This window comes from Phycisphaeraceae bacterium (genome assembly GCA_020639155.1).
Taxonomy (GTDB): Bacteria; Planctomycetota; Phycisphaerae; order Phycisphaerales; family UBA1924; genus JACKHF01.
The window spans coordinates 901,467-927,715 of sequence record JACKHF010000002.1; the positions used below are offsets into that span (position 1 = coordinate 901,467).

Here is a 26,249-nt window from a genome sequence, read left to right on the forward strand (position 1 = left end):
CCGCCTTGAATGAGTTTAGGTATATGATGCATGCTTGGAATCACAGTCACCATCTCTGGCAACTGTCGTGCGTGGTGATCCCGCTTCGCTCCCTCGCCACATTGGCGTGGCAGCTGTCTCTCCGGTTGGTGCATCTCTTTTTTACAAGCGCCTCTTTGCCCACATAGCTCACACCCTTCCCGCTTCACAACAGCCACGCATTACTTTCCACAACGAACCGCTTACCGAGTACATCAGGGCTGCTGAACAGTTGAACTGGCCAGCCGTTGGTGGCTTGTTGGCAAAGTCAGCTCGAATCCTTCATCACGCCGGTGCTGAAGTTTGTGTTACGCCCGATAATGCCGTTCAGTTCTCACTTCACCTTGCCGAAACAGACTCTCCAATCCCCTGGATTGCAATGACTGACACAGCCACAACCGTCATCGAGCGGGACAATCGCTCCACGGTTGGTCTTCTTGGGACAAAGTGGGTTACGGGCGGATCCGTGTATCAGACAGCATTGGGGATGAAGGGCATCAAGGCTGTTGCACCGGCAGAATCAGACTCTGACATCCTGCACGCAATCATCCTTGGGGAGCTTGTCTTCGGTGAGGTTTCGTCTGCTTCTCAGGCAAAGATCGACGAAATCATCAATCGGCTGCTCGACCGGGGAGTAGATTCCATTCTGCTGTGCTGCTCTGAGGGTCAACTGGCCACAACCGCAGAGCGCTGCCCGGTGCCGATCTACGACAGTGTCGACATACTTGCCGAACACGTGGTCAACTGGACACTTTCTGCGAATATCACGAGTTAAGCATCTTGTGATTCTCTGCTGCCATGCCTCTTTCAACCAGAATTCACAGCAGCTTCTGGAACCGTTGAGACTATCACGAGTATCTATAATGATGTGGTCGGTGCATCCGGACTGCGCTGCGTGTCCCAGTTTGCGTGATAAAAATCACGAATTTCGCTCGACACAGCGCTCGAAGTCCTGTATGCTGTAGGACCTTTGCTCCCGTACCCCCTGCGGGAGCACCCAGTCATGAAGCTGCGTGCTTCAGGCTGAAGGCGCCGTCCCCCCTGATCTGAGTCAGCGGCGAGGATGAGAGTCGCGAACGCACCACGTAGTATCGCACTTTGGCATGATGATTGTCACGTGCGGATGTGAGACCTGTATGGCAGAGGCACCGTACACTTCCAATCCTCAACCAGAGCTGATTGGGTGTGCGCACACACGCAGTGATTTCTGCCTGTCAATGACGCATGATGCCAGCAGCGCTTCTGCGAAGACCGTACCATGCAGTTGTGGTACGCGCTTTGCTTTGTGCCCGTTTAATCCGAGACACCATCAAGACGAATCACGGAGAGTTACCCGATGATCAATCAGACTAACAACGCACAATCAGGCCAGCCGCGTGCAAATCTTCGCACTGCATCGCGGCTTGCGAAAGCTGCGGGACGATTCGAAGGTCTTGATCAGCTTGAGCAGCGACTGCTGCTTGGTGGCGATCACCCGAGCTTCGGCCTTCCACTCTCGGGCATTGGTGCGACGCCAATTACACTTACCGCGGGCGTTGGAAGTTCAACCGGCATTATCAATCCAGCGCTCGATGACGATGTCTTCCAGTTTGTTGCACCGAGCGACGATCTGGTGTCAATCTGGGCGGACACGATCAACAGCGCAAGCTCACTGAACTCTCGCGTCGAGGTATACACAGCCGACGCAACACTGGTCAGTGCAAGCTCTAACGATGGTACACTGACTGGCGGTGTCTTCACAGATGGACGTGCAGTCTTTAAAGCAGAGTCAGGCACAACCTACTACGTGCGTGTTATGTCTGACAATACAACAGGAACCGGCTCAACAGGCGCGTACACAGTTCGAGTCAATGCGAGTGTCGCCACCATCTCGCTGGACATGAATGGGCAAAATACCACCGCCGGCAACATTGTGACAAACGGCAATGATCGCCTTTACAAAGTCACCACCGGATCAGGCGATGAGTATAACGGCATTGCGACTCTCTATATTGGCAATGCTGGTTTGCTGGACCCCCGCCTTGACATCTACGACAGTGACGGCAACTTCATTAAGGGTGATTCACAAACTGGTCGTCTGAATGATGCGTTTGCAGTGGTTCGAAGTGATCCGGATCTGACATACTACATCCGCATTCGTGGTGACGAGTTTGCCCTTGGATCTTCTGGATCCATCGGTGGCTTTAGCATGAATCTCGATTTTACAACGATCAACGTCCCGCTTGATCCTGTTACGCGGTACGGTACTGCCTTCCGTTCGTTTGGTGGCAGTTCTACAGGTGCTGGTGGTACGGTCACAGAGTCATTCGACTTTGTTTCGCAGGGAACTGGCTTAGGCATTCTGACCATGGTCCCACTACCTGGGCCAAATCAAATTGCTGATCCAGCTCTCCGCGTATACAACCGCGATGGCAATCTGATCGGATTCAGTGACGATGCTTTCGGTCCGAACGCCGAAGTACAAATACAGCTTGTCGGTGGAACACAGTACTTTTTGGTCGCTGAAGACTTTGATGATCCCACTCCCGGCGAGTTCATTCTTGTGCTCGAAGCGAACCACGCAATCACTCCATCCGGTGACAATGACGATCACGCGGATCTTCCCGACCTCACCGGAACAGCCGACGAGATACGACGCGGGTTTGAAAAGGCAACGCATGTGACATGGAGTGACCAGATCGGTAGTTCCATTCAGCCAACCACGTTGACAAATATGTCATATCTGCGCGGCAACCATAACCTCGCGGGCTCAGTGTTCGGCCAGGTCACCGGTCGCCTCCAGGAACCCGGCGACACCGACATCTTTATGTTTGTGCCGCCTGTTGACATGCTTGGCGCGTACGCTGGATTTGAGGATCCAACGGTGATGGCACCAGCTCCTGATCAGTGGGCGGACGATCTGTCTCCATCAGGACGTCTGCAACTCATCCTGAATGCTGACACTGGTTCGTTTGTCTCGTCGCCCGAGGTTCGAATTTATGATGCCGACTTCAACCTCATTGCTGACGGCACGACACTGGTCAACCCCGTTCCGGGCTTTCCGACGCCGGCACCAACCAATGCAAACTCGATCGGATGGCTCAATCCGTCTTGGTATGAACCAGACCCTTTGAGCCCAGCTCCGATGGGTCCTGATCCATTTACGTATGCTGGCAGTGAGCCAGAAGGCCTTGAAGTTTGGGGTGGATACCCATACTTCATTGAGGTCGCTGGTCTCCAATCCGGAAGGTACGAGTTGGTGCTTGCGGTTGACGCAATGCCAGCCGACGACACAACCGGCTTGCACCCCGATCCATTCAATGATGCTTTCCGCGATGAGTACTATGTCGAAACACTCGACCGTGGCGCATGGATTAACGCAACCAAGATTTCCCAAAATCCAACAACAGGCGATGCAAACACCATCGGTGCAATCGACGGATTGTTTAACATCTCAGGCGGTACCGAGCGCGCGATTATGCGCACCAATGTCGGAGCATTGGGCTTCAGCAGCAATGGTTGGCAAACCATGGCTGTACCGCTCGGTGCCGTTGGTATTCTTGAAGAGGGAACCTACAACTCAATCGAACGTATTGACGATGCAGATCTCTACAGGTTTACCGCAACTGCAAACGGTACCGCAGAGGTTAGAGTCAACACGACCGATCTTGCGGACACTTTCCAAACAATCATTTCCGACTTCACTTTTGATCCAATGAGTCCGCCACCGATGGCCCCCACTGTGTCTACTGCGAGCAAGAGCATTCCAGGCGATGGCACATACAGCAGCTGGCTGCATTCCGGCCTTCGCATCTTCAACAATGACTTTGAGCAGATCGCGTTCAACAACTACAACTCCACTATCGATGGCGAAACAGAGACCACAACTGTTGGTACCAACGAGCGTACCTTCTGGGGTCGCGATGCGAGCATTACGTTCAATGTGGAGGCTGGTGAAACCTATTTCATCCAGGTTGAAAGCGGCCAGTTTGCTCAGTTCCAGGCAGCACTTGCAGCGGCTGGCAATATACAGGCAAATGCGGACTTCAGCCTTGTCGACTGGAATCACGCAACGGGTTCATATGAGTTGCTGCTCAACACAATGACGAACCTGAACTTCGACGATGACCACGAGAATGCAAACTCTGCACAATCCACGGTCGTTCCGATAGATCTTGCAACCGGTACCGGCACCGTGTCAGGGTTTATCGACAACACGTTTGCAAATCCCGTTGATACCGATTCCTTCCTGCTGAAGGCAAGTGCAACAGGAGTCGCTGCTATTTCAGTCGAAACAACAAGTGGCCTACTTGTCCCGACTGTTACCGTCTATGACAGGGCAACAACGCAGATTGTCGCGCAAGCAAGCGCAACGAATCCCGGCATTGTCTCCGTATCGATACCTGTGAGCCAAGGCGAAGACTACTTCATCGTTGTTGGCAGCACGGGTGTCAGCGAGGGAGGATATGACCTCACCGTTTCCGGTCTCGCTGCAGAGGACGACCACGCGGACTATCTATTCTTTGGCAATGCAACCGTTATCCCGGTGCTCGATTTTGTCGGCTCTGGCTCTGAATCAGGAACAATTGAGGAGTTCGGAGATACCGACGTCTTCGTGTTTACTGCTGAAGCATTTGATATTGCAAACATCCAGATTACCAGTCTCACTTCGGGCTTCAACCCGGCTGTTCGAATCTACGAGATTGGACTGGATACTGTTAGAACAGCCGCAACAGTAACTTTCTCAACAGCAAATCCCATTCCCCTGCAGATTGCATTTGATGAAGATGACGATGATGGCATCGCGTCAACGAGTTTCTCCATTAGTGCGCCCGACAGGACTCCGACAACCGCCGCACAGAACAACTCTTTCAACCAGTATTACATTGTTGTATCCGGTACCGATCCGAACCAGGATCGTGGCGCGTACCAACTGCTGCTGTCACTGACACCAACAGACGATCATCCGGATGCTGGTGAATGGCAGTTCGCATCATCAGTTACCGTCGTGCCTTCCACTGGCGATGGTGATGCTGACGGTATTATCGAGAAGGACGGCGATACCGATCTGTTCAAGTTCATCTCGCCAGCAGGCGGTGTCTCTGTGCTGAGCGTCACAAGCCCGGCCAGCAGCGTGTTGCGTCCTGCGATTCGAGTCTTTGATGCAAACCACAACCCAATTGCAGATCTGAACACGAGTGCATTCGTCAGACAAGGGCCTGACGCATCCATCTCATCAACAACCTTTACATTCAACGTCCAGCGAAACGCAACATACTTTTTCCAGATCGAGGGTGTGTCTGGTGGTTCGTTCACTGACTCGACCGGTGCATACACAGTCGATGTCAACACACCAACTGTGGATGACCATGCAAATATCTCAGAGTTCACACTGGCAACCGAGATCGTTCTGAATGCGACAACAGGTGATGGCCAGGGTTCGGGCATTCTTGAAGTCGGCACAGATACCGACATGTTCTACTTTGATACGCTCGTCAACTCTGCATACACACTCACAATCCTCACACCCGCAAGTGACTTCAACCCTGTTATTCGCGTATACAACGAGTCACAGGCTCTGACCACCAATGTCACAGACGGCGGCGCTGGTGATCTTGATGGAATTCAAAATGGTGAAGTTGTCGTCTCTGTAACGCCAACAACCGTTGATGAACGTGTCTACGTCCTTGTCAGTTCAGATCAGACTCAGATCGTCACAACCGGAGCATATCTGCTGCAGGTCGAAGGTGCTGCTCCAACCGGTGGCGGCGGTGGTGGCAGTTCCGATGACCACGCAAACGCAGGTCAGTGGGCGATGGCAACAGCAATCCTGCTCTCGAACATAAATGGTGACGCGCTGGCGACCGGTCAGATCGAAACCAGTGGTGATACCGATCTGTTTACATTTACCAGTCTCGCTGCTGGCAAGGCGTTCATTGACATCCAGGTGCCAAAGGGTTCGCTGCTCGACGCGTCTATCACGATCTTTAACAGTTCGTTCCAGCAGGTCGCGTTCGACACCGAAGGCCTCCCAGGTTCTGATGCCTACGTCACATTCAATACCGCGACGGCTGGTGCACAGTACTTTGTACTTGTAGACGGCATCGGTGCGGGCACCGGGTCATACTCCGTGCGTGTTGACACAGAGCCGGGCACCCACTATCTGTATTTCCCTGAAGGATTTGCAGCAGATCAGATAAGCGAGTTCGTCTCGATCATTAATCCGAACTCGTTCTCGGTGTCCTACACAATTACCGCATTCTTTGAGAACTCATCTCTAAGTCCCATCACTGTGGGGTCCGGCTCGATCGCAGCCGGTCACCGTAGCGGTGCCACGCTTTCCGACCGCTTCGCAGGCGGCTCCACGTCAGCCTCGCTTCCGGAGAACGCGCCATACTCACTCGTTATCAGTTCGACGGGCATGCTTGGTGCAACATTCGCTCATTACGACTTTGGCTTGTCATTAGGTGAGAGCTTTACAGGCGAAACCTCATCGACTTGGAGCTTCGCTCAGATCGAGCGGAATCCAGGGTCGGTGAACGACTTCATCGTGTTCTTCAATCCAAATACAACCGCAGCGGTTGTCACAATGAACGTGTATACCCTTAGCGGCGTGGTGAAGTTTGCAAAGACAGCTGCACCAAACTCACGTGGCGGATGGAGCATCAACGACATCAGCGTGTTGCCCGTGGGTACGTATGGTGTGACAGTCACATCTGAAGCTGCAAACAGTTCCAACCCGCATATTGGCGTGGTTGTCTCGCAGAGCCACTATGACACCGCTGCGAAGTCGGGATACTCACAACTGGGTGATTCGATGGGTGGAGCAACCGAAGGCGCAATCCCCGCGATTACCTTCTCCGATGATCTCATTCCCGAGATCCACATCTTCAACCCGAGCTCAAGTCCGGCCAGCGTCACGTTCAATGGTGATTACATCTCGTCAGGTCTGCCAAACTTTGTTCGTATCTTCAACGTCCAGCCTCGTTCTTCGCTGACGATCAGCGCATCGAATCTTGGTGTGGTGCAGAACCAGCCGATCGGTCTGACGTATTCGTCTTTGCTGCCGGTCACAGTCGATGTCATTGAAAGCCGCTCAAGCGACTCCAACGGCTCATTGGCAACAACACAACTCGCAACCGACTACTTCTTCGGTGATGGGTTCATTAACGCGGACAGTGCAGGTACAGTGTACCTTGAAACACTGAGCTTCTACAATCCGGACTCGATTGCATTACCGGTTTCGGTCAAGCTGTACTTCTCCGATGGCGCTGAGTTCACAACAACAGTGAATGTTGGTGCCAACAGCTTTGCACAGTTGAAACTCCACGACCTGCAGATCTTCCAGCAACGTGGCGGGTTGAACTTCTTCAGTATAGAGACATCTGCAGCCAGACCGTTTGCCGTGAACTTCGTCCATTACGATCTGTTCCTGGGCGGCGGTTTCGGCACCTCCGGTGCTCCGCTCGGATTGCAGACAGCACTCTCAAACATCTGACCCGCACACATCTGGGTATCGCAAGGGGCCGGTTTTCTCCAGCCCCTTGTTTTTTCGTCCTATCAAACTGACGAGCCACGCGATTGATTTTCCTGTGAATCATCCGATGAGATCGTGCTGAAGATTGAGTGCTGCTTAAGAAACGCGATCAGTTCGTGTCGCTGTTTCGACCAGAATGAATGACAGGGACACGCTCGATCGTCGGTGCATTCTGCGGTGCTGATCATGCACTGCGGTTGAATGACTGGATCATCAAGCGCGTCGCACACATCGTACAGAGTGATTGTTTCTGGTGTTTGAGCGAGTGCAACCCCACCACCAACACCTCGTTGCGTTGTCACCACACCCTTGCGTACAAGCTTCTGAATAATCTTGCTGAGATATGGTGCTGGCACATGCGCAGCCTCTGCGAGATCCCTGACCAGCATTGCCTGATCCGGGTCTCTCGCAAGCACTGTCAGCGCTTGCGTGGCGTACATGACACTTTGTGAAAGCACTCAACTAACTCCTCGTCTGATCGCGTCCCATATTCCGATATTTGCTGGGTATTCGTTGTGGTTTGCTTGACCATCGAACACGTATTGAGGATAATAAGATCTGAAGATCCTTTTGTCCACAATTGGTTCGAAAACCGTATTATTATCGCAAAAAGGGCATTTTCATGGCAATCGAAGCGACACACGACTCGATTGGGGCCCATGGCTCCACTTCAAATCCTGCTGCCGTGCATGGAATGGATGAGTTCGTTTACAACGATGCAATCGTCCGCAAGTTTGTCGCTGCGACGATCATCTGGGGCTTGGTTGCGTTCTCTGCTGGCTTGCTCATCGCACTTCAACTGGCGTTTCGTGAGTTCAACCTTGGACTGAAGTGGACCTCCTTTGGTCGGCTGCGCCCACTGCACACAAATGCTGCAATCTTTGCGTTTGCAGGAAACGCTATATTCGCCGCGGTCTACTACTCAACCCAGCGTCTCTGCAAGACACGTATGTGGTCTGACAAGCTCAGTCTGGCCCACTTCTGGGGCTGGCAACTCATTATCGTGTCAGCCGCACTGACACTTCCTTTCGGCATCACGCAGGGCAAGGAGTACGCAGAACTGGAATGGCCCATTGATCTTGCAATTGCAGTCGTGTGGCTTGGATTTTTCGGTACAAACTTCCTGATGACTCTCGTCCATCGTCGTGAGCGTCATATGTATGTCGCGTTGTGGTTCTATATCGCAACCATCGTGACCGTGACAATGCTGCACGTCTTCAACAACCTCTGGATTCCTGTGGGAGCGTATCACTTCCTGACTACAGGTGAGTTCCACTCGATCGATCAACTGATGAAGTCCTACCCCGTGTACGCGGGTGTGCAGGACGCGTTCATGCAGTGGTGGTATGGTCACAATGCGGTGGCATTCTTCCTGACAACACCGTTCCTCGGGCTGATGTACTACTTCATTCCCAAGGCCGCAGAAAAACCTGTGTATTCGTATCGTCTCAGCATTATCCACTTCTGGTCGCTGGTGTTTATCTACATCTGGGCTGGCCCCCACCATCTGCACTACACCAGTCTGCCCGCCTGGGCTTCATCGCTCGGCATGGTGTTCAGTGTGATGCTGTGGATGCCTTCGTGGGGTGGTGGTATCAACGGTCTTCTCACACTTCGCGGATCATGGGACAAGGTGACCGCCGATCCGATTCTCAAGTTCTTTGTTGTCGGCGTCACGTTCTACATGATGTCAACATTCGAAGGACCGATGCTCTCGGTCAAGACGGTCAATGCGCTCTCACACTACACTGACTGGACAATCGCTCACGTGCATGCAGGCGCCCTTGGATGGAACGGATTTCTGACGTTCGGCATGCTGTACTGGCTCGCGCCACGCATCTTCCAAACAAAGCTGTACTCAGTAAAGCTTGCTGGCACACACTTCTGGACAGCCACCATCGGTATCCTGCTCTACATCATTCCAATCTACTGGGGTGGTATCACACAGGGCCTGATGTGGCGTGCATTCGATGAAACAGGTGCACTCGCATTCCCAAACTTTGCAGAAACAGTAAATGAGATGCATCCGTTCTACATCGCGCGTGCGATCGGTGGATCGTTGTACGTGTTCGGCGCCTGCATGGCTGCGTTCAACCTGTTTATGACGTGGCGCACACGACCCGCAACCTACGAGGAACCAGTGCAGCGTGCGGCTCCGCTCGCACGTCGTCCTGAGCCGGTCGAAGATCCTCACTCCCGCCTTACAAGTAATATCGAGATCGGGCACTGGCTCGATCGCAAGATCCAAGGGGCATGGCATCGTCGCTGGGAAGGTATGCCGAGGTTCTTTACCGTCCTTGTGCTGCTTGCCGTTGCCGCAGCATCGCTATTTGAAATCATCCCGACATTCCTTATTCGATCAAATGTGCCTTCGATCGCGAGCGTGCAGCCGTACACACCGCTCGAGCTCGCTGGACGCGATATCTACCTCGCAGAAGGCTGCTACAACTGCCATTCTCAGATGATCAGACCAATCTGGGCCGAGACGAAGCGCTATGGCGAGTATTCAAAGCCAGGCGAGTTTGTGTACGACCATCCGTTCCAATGGGGCAGTCGACGCATCGGCCCGGATCTTGCTCGTGAGGGTGGAAAGCAAAGCCATTCGTGGCACATTGACCATCTCGATGCTCCCGCAGTTGTGACGCCACAATCCATCATGCCCTCGTACTCACACCTTCTCAGGGAAACGCTGGACTTTGATTCCATCCAGTCGCGTGTGAATGTCATGGCGATGCTTGGAGTTCCATACGGCAACCTTGTCAAGGACAACAACGCCGTGGAAGCTGCAAAGGAGCAGGCAAAGAAGATCAATGAAGAACTTCTTGCAACCACGACCAAGTATCAGGGCATGGAAGACAAGAAAGTGATTGCCCTGGTGGCGTATCTGCAGCGGCTTGGCACGGATATCAACAAACCCGCCCCAACATCCGAAGCAACGGAGGAAACCCAATGAGACTCTCTGACATTATGGGAAATCTCGACCTCTCATTTTTTCCTCAAGTCGCACTCATCATCTTTCTCTGCGTGTTTGCTGCTGTGTCGATTCGGTTGATTACGAAGCGTACACGATGTGGGTACGAGGAGCTTGCGAACCTGCCGCTAGCAACTGACGACACAACCACAGGAGCCCATCAATGACCTCACATCGTGACGAACTGCTCAACCATGAGTATGACGGGATCCGTGAGTACGACAATCCCACCCCCGGATGGTGGCACACCCTATTTATGGGAAGCGTGTTGTTCTCGTGTTTGTACCTCTTCTTCTTTCACGTTTCACCTTTGTCGTGGTCAGTCCATGACCAGTGGGAGAGCGCGCAGGTTGCCGAATACAAACGCATCTTCGGCGAGATCGGTGATCTTGAAGCAGATGTGCAGACTGTGCTTGAGATGAGACAGAACGAACAGATGATGGCGGTTGCCAAGGGCATGTTTGTTGGTAACTGCTCATCCTGCCACTTTAATGAAGGCCAAGGAAACAATGGTGCAAACCTGACCGATGACGTGTACTTGAACGTCAAGACGCTCATGGATGTGTACAGCGTCATTACGAACGGAGCAAAGTTTGGTGCAATGCCCGCGTGGGGCGAACGTCTGAACCAGAACGAGCGTGTTCTGCTCACAGCCTTTGTTGCAAATCTCCGAGGAACACATGTTCCAGGCGGACGAGCACCGGAAGGTGACCCCATCGAGCCATGGCCTGAGTTGCAGCCATAACGGCATGCTGCGTAGAGCGGGATCATCATGACAGAACAGGTCAATATCACGGTTTCAGCAAAGTCGACTTCCGCGGACAAAGCAGGGTCTCAGCCCAAGCGGGTGCTCTCGACGCTGAATGAGGATGGTTCACGACGCTGGATTAAGCCGAAGCCGATCAATGGCCCACTCTATCGGAAGCGTCTCATCACCGCGTGGGTGCTCATCGCTGTCTTTGCTATCCTGCCATACATCAGGTTCGGAGGAAAGCAATGGGTGCTGCTCGACATTGCCCATCGCAGGTTCCACATCTTTGGATTTGAGTTCCTGCCAACAGACACTGAGCTATTTGCTCTGTTAATGGTCGGCATTTTCCTTTCCATCTTTCTCTTTACAGCACTCTTTGGACGAGTTTGGTGTGGCTGGGCTTGCCCACAGACGGTGTACATGGAGTTTGTGTTCAGACCGATCGAGCGGTTCTTCACGGGCACGCCCGGACGAATGGCAAAGAAGGGGACACTCAAGCACTGGCTGCACACATCCGGCGCTGGAACAGCTCTGAAAACTGTGACATACGTTCTTGTATCGCTCTATCTTGCACACATCTTCCTTGCGTACTTTGTCGGCGTGGATGCACTTCGCCAATGGGTCACTCGATCGCCATTCGAGCATCCCGTGTCATTCATGATCATGGCTGGCGTGACCATCGCCATGCTGCTTGATTTCGGATTCTTCCGCGAGCAGGTGTGCATTGTAATGTGCCCTTATGGCCGGATGCAGTCAGCGCTGCTCGACAAAGACTCGCTGATCATTGCATATGACAAGAAACGCGGCGAACCGCGAGGGAAAAAGAAGCGCGGCGAAACAGACAGTTCTACTGGTGACTGTGTCGACTGTCTTAAGTGTGTTACATGCTGCCCCACCGGGATCGACATCCGCGAGGGGTTGCAGATGGAGTGCATCAACTGCGCACAATGCATCGATGCATGTAACGATGTGATGGCGAAGCTCAATCGGCCGCTCAACCTCATCAGATACTCTTCGCAGGCGCACGACGCTGGCAGCCCCCGCAAACTCATCCGTCCTCGCACCATCATCTATCCTCTCATTATTGCAGCTGTGTTTGCACTCTTTGCACTGTTACTCGCCGGGAAAGGCGGAACTGAGTTGATGATTCTTCGCGGCAAGGGCTTACCATATACAGAGTTCGAAAACAATCTGGTTGGCAATCCGGTTGACCTCAGGGTCATAAACAGATCTGATAAACCGCAAACATACACCATTATGTTCGACAACGCTCCTTCGATACTGTTCCGGTCCGAGCACAGTTCCTTCGTCATCCCTCCTCGCAAAACACAAACAGTTTCCGGATTTATCCTTGCACCAGCCGATTCTTTCACGCAGGGAAAGCTTCAAACGAAGCTTGTTCTGGAGAGTGATATGAAGAAAGTCGCGCACGGCGAGTTTATATTGCTGGGTCCAACAGGACCGGCGACAACAACACCACATACCGAGGAGCCAAAGTGAAACTCCGTCTCTGGCCACATTTTATCTTTTTTCTGCTTGCAATCAATTTTTTCGTCGTTGGTATCACCGTGTATGTTGCGACAACCGATCCGTCGTTTGCGGTTGTTCCCGACTATTACACGAAGGCTGTCGAGTGGGATGCAACCAAAGAAAGACAGGCCGCAAGTGATGCGCTTGGTTGGAAGGTGCATGTAGCTGCAATACCAATCGGATCTGACATGTTCATTCGTGCGATCGTGCTTGACGAGAACTCACAGCATGTTGAAAATGCGACGGTGACTGCTCAGGTATTCCATTCAAGATATGCCGCTGAACAGTCAACACTCGAGTTTGTTCCAGCAACACCCGGCACGTATGACGCAGCTTTTCCTTCATTGCGTGCTGGTGAGTGGAATATCAAGCTCACTATCAAACGAGATGGTGACACATACCTCGGCTCACATCAACTGCATCTGCTGCAAAGGATAGGGGATCAGGTCAAGTGAATGTCACGCTCGCTATGCTGGGTGCTGTGCTGACCGCGAGCCTGCTCGGTTCGATGCACTGTGCGGGTATGTGCGGCGCGTTTCTTGCCTATGCGCTGGAACCCACCAGCGGTAAACAGTCGTCACATGTCTCGCTTCAGTCAATGTACCATCTGGGCAGACTGTGGACGTATCTGACACTCGGCGCGATCGCTGGGCTTGCCGGCTCACTCATTGACATGGGTGGACTCGCACTCGGTGTGCAGCACCTTGCTACATATCTTGTTGGTGGCATGATGATCGTCTTCGGTATCAAACTGCTGCTTACAGCAACCGGAAAAAAGACCTTTCGGTTTCGTGTACCAAAGCGGCTCGCCAGATATGTGGGTGTTGTCACACGCCGTGTCTCATCATGGCCTGCACTGCCCCGCGCATTTGTCATCGGCACAACAACCACGCTGCTGCCATGTGGCTGGCTTTACTTGTTTATTGCAACAGCTGCAACAACGCACAATCCTCTCACTGCATGCGTCGTCATGTTTATATTCTGGATTGGCACGCTCCCTGCTCTCGCTGCTGTTGGCGTTGGTATCAAGACAGGTCTTGGCCCGTTGCGCCAACACATGCCTGTGGTTACATCACTCCTCGTACTTCTTGTTGGATTATTTACTCTCAGCGGCAGACTGAAACCCCTCAATCTTGATGCGTTTCAACAGAGAATCGAAGCGCATCAGGCTGATACAACAAAGGCATCGTTCGTACCGACAGTCTCTGTGAATGATCTGCCCTGTTCTGCGGACACTACTTCACCGTGACCACGATCTCAACGAACTCCTCACTTATTGATCGTGCCAAATCACGTGACTGCCTGCTCTGCGATCATTGCGGGCTTCCTGTTCCTGCGGGTTTGATAGAACCCGAGCACGAGAAGCAGTTCTGCTGCAATGGATGTCGTACAGCGTACTCTGTGATTCATGAGTTTGAACTTGATCGGTACTATACACTTCGCAATAAGCAAGCAGTCGCTCCTTCCGCCGCTCGCGATACATATGAAGAGTTTGATTCGCCAACCTATGTCGAACAGTGGGTTCGATCCAATGCCGAGACAACCACGTGCAATGCAACCATCGGCGTGCATGGCATGCATTGCGCAGCATGTGTCTGGCTTCTTGATCGATTGCCACGAATATCATCTGGTGTGCTCGACTCCCGTGTGAACCTTGCAAAGCACACAATCGATGTGAGATATAACTCGAGTACAACAAAGCCATCCGACATCGCAAAGATCATTGGGTCACTTGGGTACAGGCCCACGCTCCCACGATCGGTGGCAGTACAGCAGACACGCCAGCAGGAGGACCGCCGAGCACTTATCCAACTTGGTATTGCAGGTGCATGTGCTGCGAACACCATGCTCTTTGCTGTCGCACTGTACGCCGGAGCACTCGCCGATATGTCGGCAGAGCACACACGAATCATCCGCTGGGTCAGCATGGCTTTCAGCATTGTCTCCGTCGCTTGGCCTGGGCGCATCTTCTTACGCAGCGCGTTCAATCACCTCCGGGCAAGAACAATCGGCCTTGATGTCCCCATCGCAGTTGCATTATCAGTTGGGGTCGTGTGGAGCATCGTAAGCACACTCCGCGACGCTGGCGAGGTGTATTACGATTCGCTTAGCGTGCTTGTGTTCGCGTTGTTGCTCGCAAGGTTTATCCAGCAACGTCAGCAACGATGGGCAACATCTGCAATCGAGCACATCATTTCACTCGTGCCAGCATCTGCACGCATTGTTGATGAGAATGGACTTGAGCGGGTTATTCCGATTGATGCTCTTCAGAAGAACACCATCGTTCTCGTCAAACCAGGCGAATCTGTGCCTGCCGATGGCATTGTCATCGATGGGGAATCGCATCTCGACACATCGATTCTGACCGGAGAGTCTCGACCAATGCATGTGTCTGCAGGCTCATCTGTGTTTGCTGGAACACAGAACGAATCTCGTGAAATCCGCGTGCGTGTTGAAAACACCGGCGCAACAACGCGCATCAGTAAACTCATGCAACTTATGGAAGAGGGTGCAGCAAAGAAAGCTCCGATCATCGACCTTGCAGACAAAGCAACCGCATGGTTCATTGGGGTTATCTCTTTGGTTGCTTTATTGACCTGGATATTCGCACTGCCACTCGGTGGTGCTGCAGCTACAGAGCGCACCGTCTCGCTTCTGATTGTCTCATGCCCATGTGCGCTTGGTCTTGCAACTCCGATGGCTATCAGTATCGCTCTGGGTCGTGCTGCAAAGCGTGGAGTGCTAATTAAGTCCGGAGCTGCGCTTCAGGCCCTTGCAGGATCAGGCATACTCTGGCTCGACAAAACCGGCACCGTCACAACCGGATCTATGCAAATTGTTCGCACGCTTGGCAATGCGAACGCTGTTCAACTGGCCGCATCGCTCGAGCGGGATATCCCACACCCCATCGCACATGCAATCGCTGCGCATGTGCAAACAACCTATCCCGATCCAGAGCATGTCACTTACCACACCGGTCGAGGTGTGACCGGCATCGTCAATGGGCATTCAGTTGTGGTAGGCTCTCTTGGATTCGTTCAGAGTGAACTCGGTACCGATGCTCCTTCGCCAAAAAATTCTCATTTGACGCCCGACGACTTGGATGCATGGCGAAAACGCTCTGCTGGCGACGCACTCACTCCGGTATTCATCGCGGTTGACAATGCCATTGTTGCCGCAGTCGCAACTGGTGATGCTGTCAGAGAAGATGCAAGAGACTCTGTTGAACAACTGACGCGTCTGGGCTGGGATGTCGGGCTGCTTTCCGGGGACGAGCCAGCAATCGCTGAACATGTCGGTTCTGTTGTGGGTATTCATCGAGTCGTTGGCGGAGCAACACCGGAGCACAAACTTGATGTCGTAACACAAGCGTTAGGCACAACAATCATGGTTGGAGACGGCGTTAATGACGCTGCCGCTCTGGCTGCTGCAACTGTCGGCATTGCTGTCCATGGGGGTGCCGAGGCATCACTCGATGCGGCGGATATCTACCTGCAACATCCGGGTCTGCGCGACATCGTATCAACGGTCCAACTCGGCAAAGGCACAATGCGTGTCGTCAAATCAAATCTTGCAATCTCGTTTCTGTATAATGCCGGTGCTATTACCGCTGCAACACTCGGATATGTATCGCCGCTTGTCGCGGCTGTTCTCATGCCAATCAGTTCGCTGACTGTTGTGCTCAACTCGCTTCGCGCTGGCCGCACCGATACTATGTAGCATGGACGTGCTGTACATCGTTATCCCACTCGCGGTACTGCTGGCAGCAATCGCACTCGGTGCGTTTATCTGGTCCGTCAAGTCCGGACAGTTCGACGACCTTGACACACCTGCAATCCGTGCCGCGCTCGATGACGATGAAACATCGCCAAGCTAATCACCGTTTTCATACGACCACCTTGACAACGACAAACGTAATATCGTCCTGTGCTGAAACAGATCCAAGGAATGAGGCAAGATCCTTCTCGATTGCAGCAGCAATGCCTGCAGCATCCATCGTGACATGTGATTCGATCACCAAACGCAAACGATCTTTCCCGTAAAGCTCTTCATTCTCGTTCATCGCTTCCCATATCCCGTCGGTACCGATCACAAGAACATCGCCCTGCTCAATGCCTTCAAACACGTGCTCCTGATAGGTTGTGTCCGGCATCGCTCCCAGCAGAAGTTCGCTGCCATCAAGTTCGGTCACTTTCCCCGTCTTTACGCTGCACAGCATAATCGGATCATGGCCAGCACTCGACCATCTCACGGCATGCTGTTCCGGGTCTACCACGATGAGCATCATTGTCATGAACTTGTGATGCCGGTCCTCCTCAAGCATGCGGTTGATACATGAGAGCAAGTCGGACAGCTTCCCCTTTTCAGATGCATGTGATCGCAGTGTCGCACGCGCAGATGCCATCAGCAGTGCTGCCGCAACACCGTGACCGGTCACATCACCAAGGGCAATGAGCAGCTTGGAATCGTTGATCTTTGTTGTTTCAATGAAGTCAAAGTAATCACCGCCGGTCTCGTCGCAATACTTTGTTCGACCCGCGATATCAAGACCGGGCACGCGAGGATCTTCGCTTGGAAGCAGGCTCTGTTGCACTTCCATTGCAACACGCATCGAGTTGTGTAATGCAACATTTTCTTGTAACTTCGGTACCATCAGGTTGAATGTCGTCGCAAGTCGACCGAGCTCGTCATGGTTTCGCACCGGCGCTGTCACAGTGAAATCACCCTCGGCAAGCTGATTTGCAGCGGCGGTGAGTTCAAGCACAGGCTTTGCAATGCTTCGTGCTCGCCAGAGCGCAAGAGCAACAGCCAGGCAAGAGACCCCAAGCACAATAAACACCTGCTGACGAATCATTGCATCGATACCCGCAGAAAACTGGGCTTGTGGCTCAACAGTCACGACGCGCCACGAACGATGCCGAGGGCTTGCGTACCCAGCTATCCACTTTTCCCGAGAGGTTGCTGTCTTCCCCTCAGTCAACGGATGGGCATCAGACACAAGATCTGCATGACGAACACGCGTAAATACTGCGTTGCCATGAGGTTCACTTCCCGTCATCGGATCCTGCAGTTCCGGCATATCTGCTGAGAGCACTGTGTCAGCACTGTATCGAAGTTGCGGATTTATCTCCGCTATACGTGCTTCACTCAGCTTTGCAAGACTGTGGTAGAGCAGACCTCGGTCAGGATGCGCAAGTATGACACCGTTTGCATCCACAAGCATGCCATGCCCGCGATCACCAACCTTGATCTCGTCAATCAATCGCCACAACCGCTGGCCTTTGAGTTTCAGCACGACTGTGCCGATGACAGATAGCTCCTCGCTTCCGCGAACTGCAGTTGCTACAGAAGTGCTTCCCTCTTCCTGCTCAACTCTCGTGTTCAACTCGTATACAGGCATCGAGAAATACACACCGGGTTCGCCGGATGTTTTTCCAATCAGCACTTGTGATACATAGGAGTTCCCTGCCTGCGCCTGAAGGAAGTACTCACGGAACGTAAAATCCATTCCAATGTTTGATTCGCTCGTACCCACAAGACCAATGCCAGGCTCGTTTGTCACAAACATTGAAGCATAATCACTATTTGATTCAATCACAGTGAGCATTCGGTCCATGACACGATCAAACAACGGACCGCGTTCTTCTGTCGAGTACCTGCCATTTGCAGCAGCATGACAAAGCTCGATGACACGCTCGTCTCTAGCGACCTGCTCAACCACGCGTGAGGTATCAAAGATCAACTGATCAAGTCTCGCTGCAGCGGATTCAGCGAGCAGGCGAAGCTTGTCCTGTGAAAGCTGTGCAAGATTCGATCGTGAACCAGTGGATATCAACCACCCTGCCAGCAATAACGGAACAACCGACGCGACCAGCAGGTCTACGGCAAGTTTGACAGCAATCGGCCATGAGCCGGGTCGGAACAAGAGAGAGGATTGGGTGGATGCCATCGATGGAACTATAAGTACAGAGATTGATTCGTGAATCCAGTCCGCTCCAAAGCGAAACCACCCCAACCGCCAGATGGACGGTCGGGGTGCGGGAAGGAAGCGGGACATCTTTCCATGGCTCGACGGTTGGGAGAAACCGTGTGCCGACATCCCGCGGTGGTGGGTATATCTCTTACGAGCAGCCGGTTGTTGCTCCGCAGTTCAGACACTTGTAACACGTTCCATTTCGAACAGTGATCTCGCCACAGACATCACAGGCTGGAGCATCGCCCATCGACTGGTTGGATGCCGACAAGGACGAGACCATCTTCATCGCACCGCCATCAGATGGAGGAGTTTGCGTTCTCGACCCTGGCGCTGCAACTGCCTCCAGTCCGCCGTATGGCACGTCACGCTTCAAGCGATGCTGCTTTTCGCTGGATGACCCATTCCGATCGGGACCGCGATCACTCAATGATTCCTTCATTGGATTCGAACGCTTTGGCGCGTGCTGCTCGCGATATCCCTCGACAAACTGCATGCCCAGCCAGCGGAAAATGTAATCAACCAGACTCTTCGCAAATGGGATGTCGGGGTTAGTGGTCATGCCAGCAGGCTCGAACCGTTGATAGCTGAACTTGCGCACGAGGCTCTCGATCGGCACGCCGTACTGCATCGCCACGGAAACAGCTGTACCCAGCGTGTCCATAAGACCGCCGATGGTCGATCCTTCCTTGGCCATGGTAATAAACAACTCACCCGGCTCGCCATTTTCATACAAGCCAACATTCAGATAGCCCTCATGGCCAGCGATGTTGAACTTGTGCGTGATCGACTGGCGGGTATCGGGAAGCCTGCGACGCATCGGACGCTCGACAATGCGCACCGTCTCCTTCTCAGCTGCAACCGGCGCGGTCTCGGCAACCGCCTTCGCAACATTCATCACGCCGTCGGCGACCTCAGCGCGAGCCTCGGCAATCTCTGCATCAGTATCGTCGTCGTCGAGCAGTTCCTCGTCCTTGTCGCTGGTGTTGTTCAAAGGCTGCGACAGCTTGCACCCATCTCGATAGAGCGCGTTTGCCTTCAGCCCGAGTTCCCAACTCATCCGATAGCATGAAGCAATATCTTCAACCGTCGCGCTGTTCGGGAGGTTGATCGTCTTGCTGATCGCACCGGATATAAACGGCTGAGACGCCGCCATCATCCTGATGTGCCCTGTCGGTGCAATGAATCGTTTGCCGATCTTGCCGCATGTGTTTGCACAATCGAACACGGGCAGATGGTCTGCCTTCAGATGCGGCGACCCCTCCACTGTCTGCGTGCCGCAGATCAACGTGTTCAGTTCATCGATCTGACTGGACGAAAGCCCAAGCGCTGCGAGCGCGTTGAACGCCGAGTTTGCCTTTGCGTGCTCGGGATCGATACTCAAACGTTGCAGGCACGCATCGCCGAGAGCCCACGAACCAAACGCAAACTTCAGCTCAAACACGCTGGGGAGCGCCTCGCCGATCCGATGCAGATCTTCCTCGGTCATGCCTCTGGCAAGCAGCCATTGCGCAAATGTCTGGCCTTCCTTTGCACTCGGTGCATCAGTCGGCATTGGCACATTGAGGTGCAGTGCTCCAAGCAGATACTCAAGAATGCCCTTGATCTCATTGTCGGCATACCCGAGCGCGCGGAGTGCAGGCTTCACCGATGCATTGGCGATCTTGAAGTATCCGCCTCCAGCGAGCTTTTTGAACTTCACAAGCGCAAAGTCCGGCTCAACACCAGTCGTGTCACAATCCATCAGGAGACCAATCGTGCCGGTCGGTGCAATCACGGTCACCTGCGCGTTGCGGTACCCGTGGAGCAGACCAAGCTCGAGCGCATCATCCCATGCGCTCTTTGCGTGCTCACCGAGTTCCGCAATGTTGCGCATGTTCACTCGGCCGGACCCGATCAGCCCGTGGTCGATCGGTACCGGACGGATGCGAAGGTTTTCGTACGCGCTGGAGTCGCGTGCAGCGCCGTGGGCGGCATGGCGATGGTTGCGGATGACGCGGAGCATGTTCTCGCGATCGTCGGCATATCCGGGGAATGCGCCGTGCTCGCTGGCAAGACACGCGCTCTGCGCGTAACTACGACCCGTCATGATCGATGTCAGACACGCGCACACTGCACGGGCTTCATCGGAATCATACGGAATGCCCGCCTGCATCAACATCGCGCCGAGGTTCGCATACCCAAGGCCGAGCGTTCGGTACTTCCACGAAAGTTCCGCGATCTTCTCAGACGGGAACGCTGCCATCAATACGCTGATCTCAAGCACCGTCGTCCACAGATCGACACCGTGCTCGTACGCAGCAACATCGAACGTGCGCGTGGTCGAGTCGTAGAACTTCAGCATGTTCAACGACGCGAGATTGCACGCGGTGTTATCGAGGAACATGTACTCTGAGCACGGATTGCTCGCGTTGATGCGCCCGCCATTCGGGCATGTGTGCCACGCGTTGATGGTGGTATCATACTGCACGCCGGGGTCGGCACAGCGCCACGCTGCGTAGTTCAGATCGTTCCAGAGTTCGCTCGCCTTGAATGTGTGCGCAACCTGGCCATTCGTGCGCCAGCGCGTGGTCCAGTCGCCATCTGCATCAACTGCGTCAAAGAACGCGTCAGGGATACGAATGGAGTTGTTCGAGTTCTGCCCGGAAACCGTCTGGTACGCCTCGCCGTTGAAGTCGTAATCGAGATCGAGCTTGACACGACCTGCGGTCTTTGCAATGTCTTCGCGCTTCTGCTTGAGAAGTTTCAACCCCTCGACGAGCGACGCAACCTTGATCTCCTCGCGCACCTTCCAGTTCACAAACTCGCGGATGTCGGGGTGATCCATGTCAAGACAGACCATCTTGGCAGCGCGGCGCGTGGTTCCGCCGGATTTGATCGCGCTCGCGGCGCGATCGCCAATGCGCAACCACGACATCAGCCCAGACGACTTGCCACCACCAGAAAGTGGTTCACCCTCGCCGCGAAGCGATGAGAAGTTCGTGCCCGTGCCGGAACCGTACTTGAACAGGCGCGCCTCGCGCACCCACAGATCCATGATGCCGCCGTCGTTGACAAGATCGTCGGAAACGCTCTGAATAAAGCACGCGTGCGGCTGCGGATTCGAGTACGCGTCAGCAGCGAGCGTCACATTCCCCGTCTGCGGGTCGGCAACATAGTGCCCCTGCGCAGGGCCGGTGATCCCGTACGCAAGTTGCAACCCGGTATTGAACCATTGCGGGCTGTTCGGCGCACACATCTGATGCACCATCATGTACACAAGCTCGTCGTAGAACGCGTGCGCATCATCGGTCGTATCGAAGTAGTTGTGCGACTGTCCCCAGTGCGTCCAGCAGAACGCCAGACGATGGATGACCTGGCGCGCGCTGCGCTCGGGACCGGTCTCGGGCTTGCCCGACGCATCTGTCTTCTGCACTGCGCCCGATGCGCCGGGGATCGCATACGGATGTGTGAACTGCGGCACGCCCGCCTTGCGGAAGTACTTGGACACCATGATGTCCGTTGCAAGTTGCGACCATCCCGCGGGCACCTCTGCATCCTTCATCTCGAACACCACCGACCCGTCGGGGTTGGTGATCTTCGACGACCTCTGCACCCATTCCGTGGTCGCAAAGGGGTCTGTTCCTGCCATCGTAAATCTGCGTGTCACCTTCATTCGCGTATCTTCCCCGCACATCTGTGCGATACGAAACCCATACCACTCTTTCCATACCCGATTCGATCACATCCCGATACGCAAGGAATGATCACGACACGTCAGCAGCCTCACCTGCACTGCTGGTTCCCGATTGCTTGTTCACCATTTTGCTCGTGTTCTCACCGATGCGGAACAGCACCACGGTCAGTTCAAGTGTGACTCGCCACATCACCATGTAGATCAGCACGACAACAATTGCGACGCAGCCAACAACGAGTCGCATGAGAATGTTGCCCTGCCCGGAGAAGAGCGAGCCAAAGAACACTCCTATACCGATCAGGCTCATCGCGAGCAAGCCAAGGACGTATACGAACGAGATGAACTTGAGTGTGATGAACCGCTTGAATCCGAAGTCAAGCATGCCCTCGACCAGTCCAACGTTTTTGTCGTCTGTGTTGTCTGCCATGAATTCTCTCCAGCATTAGACCACTATGCTCTTGTTGCAAGAATGCAAAAAAGCTTCAAGCTCAATCCACCATCGGCAGTGTCAGACCGTCCTGGTCCTGGTACTTGCCTGCCTTGTCCGCGTACGACTGCTCACACACCTGATCGCCCTTGAGGAACACCAGCTGCGCAATCCCCTCGTTGGCGTACACCTTTGCGGGCAGCGGCGTCGTGTTTGAGATCTCGATCGTGATCTTGCCGCGCCACTCGGGCTCGAGCGGTGTCACGTTCACGATGATGCCGCAGCGTGCATACGTGGACTTGCCGAGGCAGATCACCAGCACATCGCGCGGGATGTCGAACCACTCGACTGTTTCGCAGAGTGCAAACGAGTTTGGCGGGATCACGACGTGATCAACACCGCGCTCTGCGCAGTCGACCTCGACGAACAGATCGTCGGTGAACTTCTTGGGATCAACAACCGCGATGGCGCCCGTTCGTGGCGTCGGCGTGAAGATCTTGAACTTGCTCCCCACGCGCACGTCGTAGCCGTAGCTCGACACGCCATAGGACACCTTGCCGGGGCGCTTGGTCGCCGGCTCGAACGGACGAATCTCGATCAACTCGCGAATCTGCGTGTCGCACAGGACAGCCATGCGAAACCTCCCACCTTGTCAGTGCGACATCAGCCGATCCGGGGCTGGTCGCTCCTCCCACTCCTGATTCCCAGATCAGCCCTCCCATGGCCGATCACGTTGAACTGGCTCCCTGACAAAATCCTGATATATCTATACGCACCAAATCCGATCAAAGTGCGAACGAACTCAGATGTTCCTTTGTCAGACACGACCAGATCCGCTCTCACTTTGATGCTGATGAACAGCACATGGTGAGGAGCGAGCTTCCATGGTACCACAATATCTCGTATGTGCAAGTGGGTGTATGCCCAAAATACTGTGGGCATCCTGTGCATGAGATGTGAAAACCTGTCACATCCTTGTATTGCAAGGACTTACGTCGCGCAAGAACTGCCGATGTATCTTTTTAGGCCTCGCAAACGTCTGGAACCGTCATGACGAGTTCTGATAATCGACAGCAATGACAACGCACACATCAGGCAGAACGCGCTCACAGCGAGCAACTAGATCCCGGGTGCTCTCAATATCTGCGTACACTGAGAGATTGCTGGCCTTGTGAGGGGAACTGTGTGTGCCAGCAATATTCAGACCTGTTGGGCGAGCGTCACGTATCGCCCGACACAGGAGGCAATGCATGTTGACATCCCCCACGACGCGAAACCTCACGCGGTTGAGCGGGTTGTGTCTCTCAGGCATGGTGCTGGGCTCAGCCATGCTCGCCGCGACAGGATGCGGCAGTTCAGGCAGAGCCCCGCGACCGATCGAGCGACCTGTCATTACGCGCGACGTCCCGCCAGCACTCCAGGGCACGATCGGCTCCATGAGCACGCTGCGCAACGCTGAGCCATCCATCGTCGCAGGGTACGGAATCGTGATAGGTCTGAAAGACACTGGCTCGACACCAGAGCGGGTGGATGTTGCAGAAACTGTGCGCAGAAATCTCGATAAGGCTGGTGTCTCTGCAACAAGCCAGCACTTCAAGGGCACACGCTACGAGGGCATGACGCCTGAGCAGATCATCAACGACAAGTCAACCTCGCTCGTTGTCGTCATCGCATCTATCCCACCCGGCATTCCGGATGGCGAGACGTTCGATGTGTTCGTTTCAACCCTACCGGGGTCGTCAACCTTGTCGCTGGAAGGCGGTCAGCTCCTTGATACGGATCTGCGACTCGGGCGGGCAGCGGTGTTTCAGGCACTCCAACCAAAGCTACTCGGCGTTGCTGCCGGCGCTGTGTATGTGAACCCGTTTGTCAGTGACGGCACCCTGCGTTCTGACGGAAGCGGGCGCACCGGACGCGTGCTTGGCGGTGGAAGAGCGACCGAACCCCTCGCAATCCAACTGATGCTGGACAACCCTGATTACCTGCGAGCACGTGCATTTGAGCAATCAATCAACGCACGATTCCCACGCTCCACCTTTGATAGACAACCCGCCGCACGCGGAAAGAACGACAGTTTGGTCGAACTGCATGTGCCGTTCGCGTACCGCGATCGTGCGGCGGAGTTTGTGTATCTCGTGCAACACATGCAACCGGACACCGCCGGCGCAACCGAGTATGCGCAGCGATATATCCGTACACTGAAAGAGCAGCCCGGGCTCGCTGTCAGCATGTCATGGTGCCTTGAAGCTGTCGGACCTGCTGCATTGCCGCAGATTCGCACGATGTATGACTATGGCGAGCATCTACCCAGGATGGCAGCATTGCGCGCTGGCGCGCGTCTGGGCGATCTCTCGACCGTACCGCATCTGATCGATGTTTCCGAGAACGCGATCGTGTCCTCGCGCCTTGAAGCAATAGACCTGCTGGGACAACTCAGCGACGATCCCCGCATCGACTGGCAACTCCGCGAGCTTGCATCGTCCAGCGAACTCGGCACACGGATCAGCGCGTACGAAGCTCTCTGCGATCGAGCGGAACGCGATCGCACGAGACAGCTTATCGAGATGACCCAGGATCTGGCATATCAGTCAGAACCCCGCGCCTATCTCAACTCCATCAAAGCACGAGCACGAAGAAGCATCCCACCGGGGAACGCGCAGGGAGTGTCTCGTAAGGTCATCGCAGGCAAGTTCCTGCTCGATCGAGTGCCGTTTGGCGAGCCTCTGGTCTACGTAAGCCAGACAAATGAACCCCGTGTCACCGTCTTCGGCGATGGCAACCTCATCGAGGCTGGGGCCTTTGCCACGGTGTGGGACGACCGAGTAATGTTCCGGACCAGCGCATCGGGTGATCAGATGCGTGTGTTTTACGAGGCACCTGCAAAGCCCGGGGAGTTCGCCCAGAAGGTTGACTTTGATGCCCCTATGGACATCGACGGGTTCATCTCCATGCTTGCCCGTCCAGCCCGCTCTGTTCACAGCATTGATGCTCTGAACATGTCGTACTCTGAAGTCGTAGCAATTCTGAGTGCAACCGAGCGTGCGGGTATGCTCACCGCAGCATTTGCAACGGAGGAAGACCGGTTTGCTTCGGAACTCCTGCGCGCGGCACAATCGGACGCATCTCTGACTCGTGCAGCGACCTCCGACGAACTCCGCAAGATGAACGAGGAGCAGCGAGTGCTGGAGCAGGGATTGTCAGGAGCTTCGAAAGTTCCTACGCCGGGTGAAATGAAACGGTCCCGCACATATGTTGTCCCGATCAAGGGTGAGATCGAGTAGGGGAATGATCCGAAAACCAACCGACAACGAATCGACAGGTTTGTTTCGGCTGTCAGTTTTCATCCCAACCACATGATCTTGCAGTCAGGTCGAGACGAAACCCAA

16 protein-coding genes are annotated in these 26,249 nt (G+C 54.2%); 11 read left to right on the plus strand and 5 right to left on the minus strand.

What is annotated here, in order from left to right:
- The first annotated feature begins 34 nt into the window (after nucleotides 1-34).
- Together H6815_14455 and H6815_14460 are read left to right on the plus strand one after the other, a co-directional pair.
- The gene (locus H6815_14455; GenBank protein ID MCB9861641.1) at nucleotides 35-793 is read left to right on the plus strand and encodes an aspartate/glutamate racemase family protein; all 759 of its coding nucleotides are present in this window, start codon (nucleotides 35-37) and stop codon (nucleotides 791-793) included.
- Nucleotides 794-1,354: 561 nt separating this feature from the next.
- Nucleotides 1,355-7,495: a hypothetical protein gene (locus H6815_14460; protein MCB9861642.1), complete on the plus strand. Its 6,141-nt coding sequence runs from the start codon at nucleotides 1,355-1,357 to the stop codon at nucleotides 7,493-7,495.
- Nucleotides 7,496-7,557: 62 nt separating this feature from the next.
- Here the strand turns inward: H6815_14460 and H6815_14465 are convergent, their stop codons facing one another.
- Complete coding sequence (locus tag H6815_14465; GenBank protein MCB9861643.1) at nucleotides 7,558-7,974, minus strand: Rrf2 family transcriptional regulator; 417 nt, start codon at nucleotides 7,972-7,974, stop codon at nucleotides 7,558-7,560.
- Nucleotides 7,975-8,156: 182 nt separating this feature from the next.
- Here H6815_14465 and ccoN point away from each other — a divergent pair, with 182 nt between their 5' ends.
- From ccoN to ccoS, 8 genes are read left to right on the plus strand one after another with little or no spacing between them, the layout of a single operon-like run.
- Complete coding sequence (gene ccoN, locus H6815_14470) at nucleotides 8,157-10,487, plus strand: cytochrome-c oxidase, cbb3-type subunit I (GenBank protein ID MCB9861644.1); 2,331 nt, start codon at nucleotides 8,157-8,159, stop codon at nucleotides 10,485-10,487.
- The gene (locus tag H6815_14475; GenBank protein MCB9861645.1) at nucleotides 10,484-10,672 is read left to right on the plus strand and encodes a hypothetical protein; all 189 of its coding nucleotides are present in this window, start codon (nucleotides 10,484-10,486) and stop codon (nucleotides 10,670-10,672) included. Before ccoN ends, H6815_14475 begins: the two co-directional genes overlap by 4 nt.
- On the plus strand, nucleotides 10,669-11,250 hold the full coding sequence (locus H6815_14480) for a c-type cytochrome (GenBank protein MCB9861646.1): 582 nt from the start codon (nucleotides 10,669-10,671) through the stop codon (nucleotides 11,248-11,250). The genes H6815_14475 and H6815_14480 overlap by 4 nt, the downstream gene beginning before the upstream one ends.
- 27 nt (nucleotides 11,251-11,277) lie before the next feature.
- Nucleotides 11,278-12,756: a cytochrome c oxidase accessory protein CcoG gene (ccoG, locus tag H6815_14485; protein ID MCB9861647.1), complete on the plus strand. Its 1,479-nt coding sequence runs from the start codon at nucleotides 11,278-11,280 to the stop codon at nucleotides 12,754-12,756.
- On the plus strand, nucleotides 12,753-13,241 hold the full coding sequence (locus H6815_14490; GenBank protein MCB9861648.1) for a FixH family protein: 489 nt from the start codon (nucleotides 12,753-12,755) through the stop codon (nucleotides 13,239-13,241). Before ccoG ends, H6815_14490 begins: the two co-directional genes overlap by 4 nt.
- Nucleotides 13,238-14,035, plus strand: a complete 798-nt coding sequence (locus tag H6815_14495; protein MCB9861649.1) for a sulfite exporter TauE/SafE family protein — start codon at nucleotides 13,238-13,240, stop codon at nucleotides 14,033-14,035. The genes H6815_14490 and H6815_14495 overlap by 4 nt, the downstream gene beginning before the upstream one ends.
- Entirely contained in the window at nucleotides 14,032-16,506 is a 2,475-nt protein-coding gene (locus H6815_14500; GenBank protein ID MCB9861650.1) for a heavy metal translocating P-type ATPase, read from the plus strand. Before H6815_14495 ends, H6815_14500 begins: the two co-directional genes overlap by 4 nt.
- A 1-nt stretch (nucleotide 16,507) precedes the next feature.
- Entirely contained in the window at nucleotides 16,508-16,663 is a 156-nt protein-coding gene (ccoS, locus tag H6815_14505; protein ID MCB9861651.1) for a cbb3-type cytochrome oxidase assembly protein CcoS, read from the plus strand.
- Nucleotides 16,664-16,672: 9 nt separating this feature from the next.
- On the opposite strand, the gene H6815_14510 is transcribed toward ccoS, so the two are convergent.
- The 4 genes from H6815_14510 to H6815_14525 all read right to left on the minus strand — a co-directional run bounded on the left by H6815_14510 (nucleotide 16,673) and on the right by H6815_14525 (nucleotide 23,497).
- Nucleotides 16,673-18,736: a SpoIIE family protein phosphatase gene (locus tag H6815_14510; GenBank protein MCB9861652.1), complete on the minus strand. Its 2,064-nt coding sequence runs from the start codon at nucleotides 18,734-18,736 to the stop codon at nucleotides 16,673-16,675.
- A gap of 172 nt (nucleotides 18,737-18,908) precedes the next feature.
- Nucleotides 18,909-22,415: an adenosylcobalamin-dependent ribonucleoside-diphosphate reductase gene (locus H6815_14515; GenBank protein ID MCB9861653.1), complete on the minus strand. Its 3,507-nt coding sequence runs from the start codon at nucleotides 22,413-22,415 to the stop codon at nucleotides 18,909-18,911.
- A 91-nt stretch (nucleotides 22,416-22,506) separates the two neighbouring features.
- A complete protein-coding gene (locus tag H6815_14520) occupies nucleotides 22,507-22,863 on the minus strand; it encodes a DUF4282 domain-containing protein (GenBank protein MCB9861654.1) in 357 nt (118 codons plus the stop codon).
- Nucleotides 22,864-22,924: 61 nt separating this feature from the next.
- Nucleotides 22,925-23,497, minus strand: coding sequence for a dCTP deaminase (locus H6815_14525; protein ID MCB9861655.1), 573 nt, complete (start codon nucleotides 23,495-23,497; stop codon nucleotides 22,925-22,927).
- Nucleotides 23,498-24,113: 616 nt separating this feature from the next.
- Here H6815_14525 and H6815_14530 point away from each other — a divergent pair.
- Nucleotides 24,114-26,144 carry a flagellar basal body P-ring protein FlgI gene (locus H6815_14530; GenBank protein ID MCB9861656.1) on the plus strand — a complete coding sequence of 677 codons (2,031 nt, stop codon included), beginning with the start codon at nucleotides 24,114-24,116 and terminating at the stop codon, nucleotides 26,142-26,144.
- Nucleotides 26,145-26,249 lie beyond the last annotated feature (105 nt).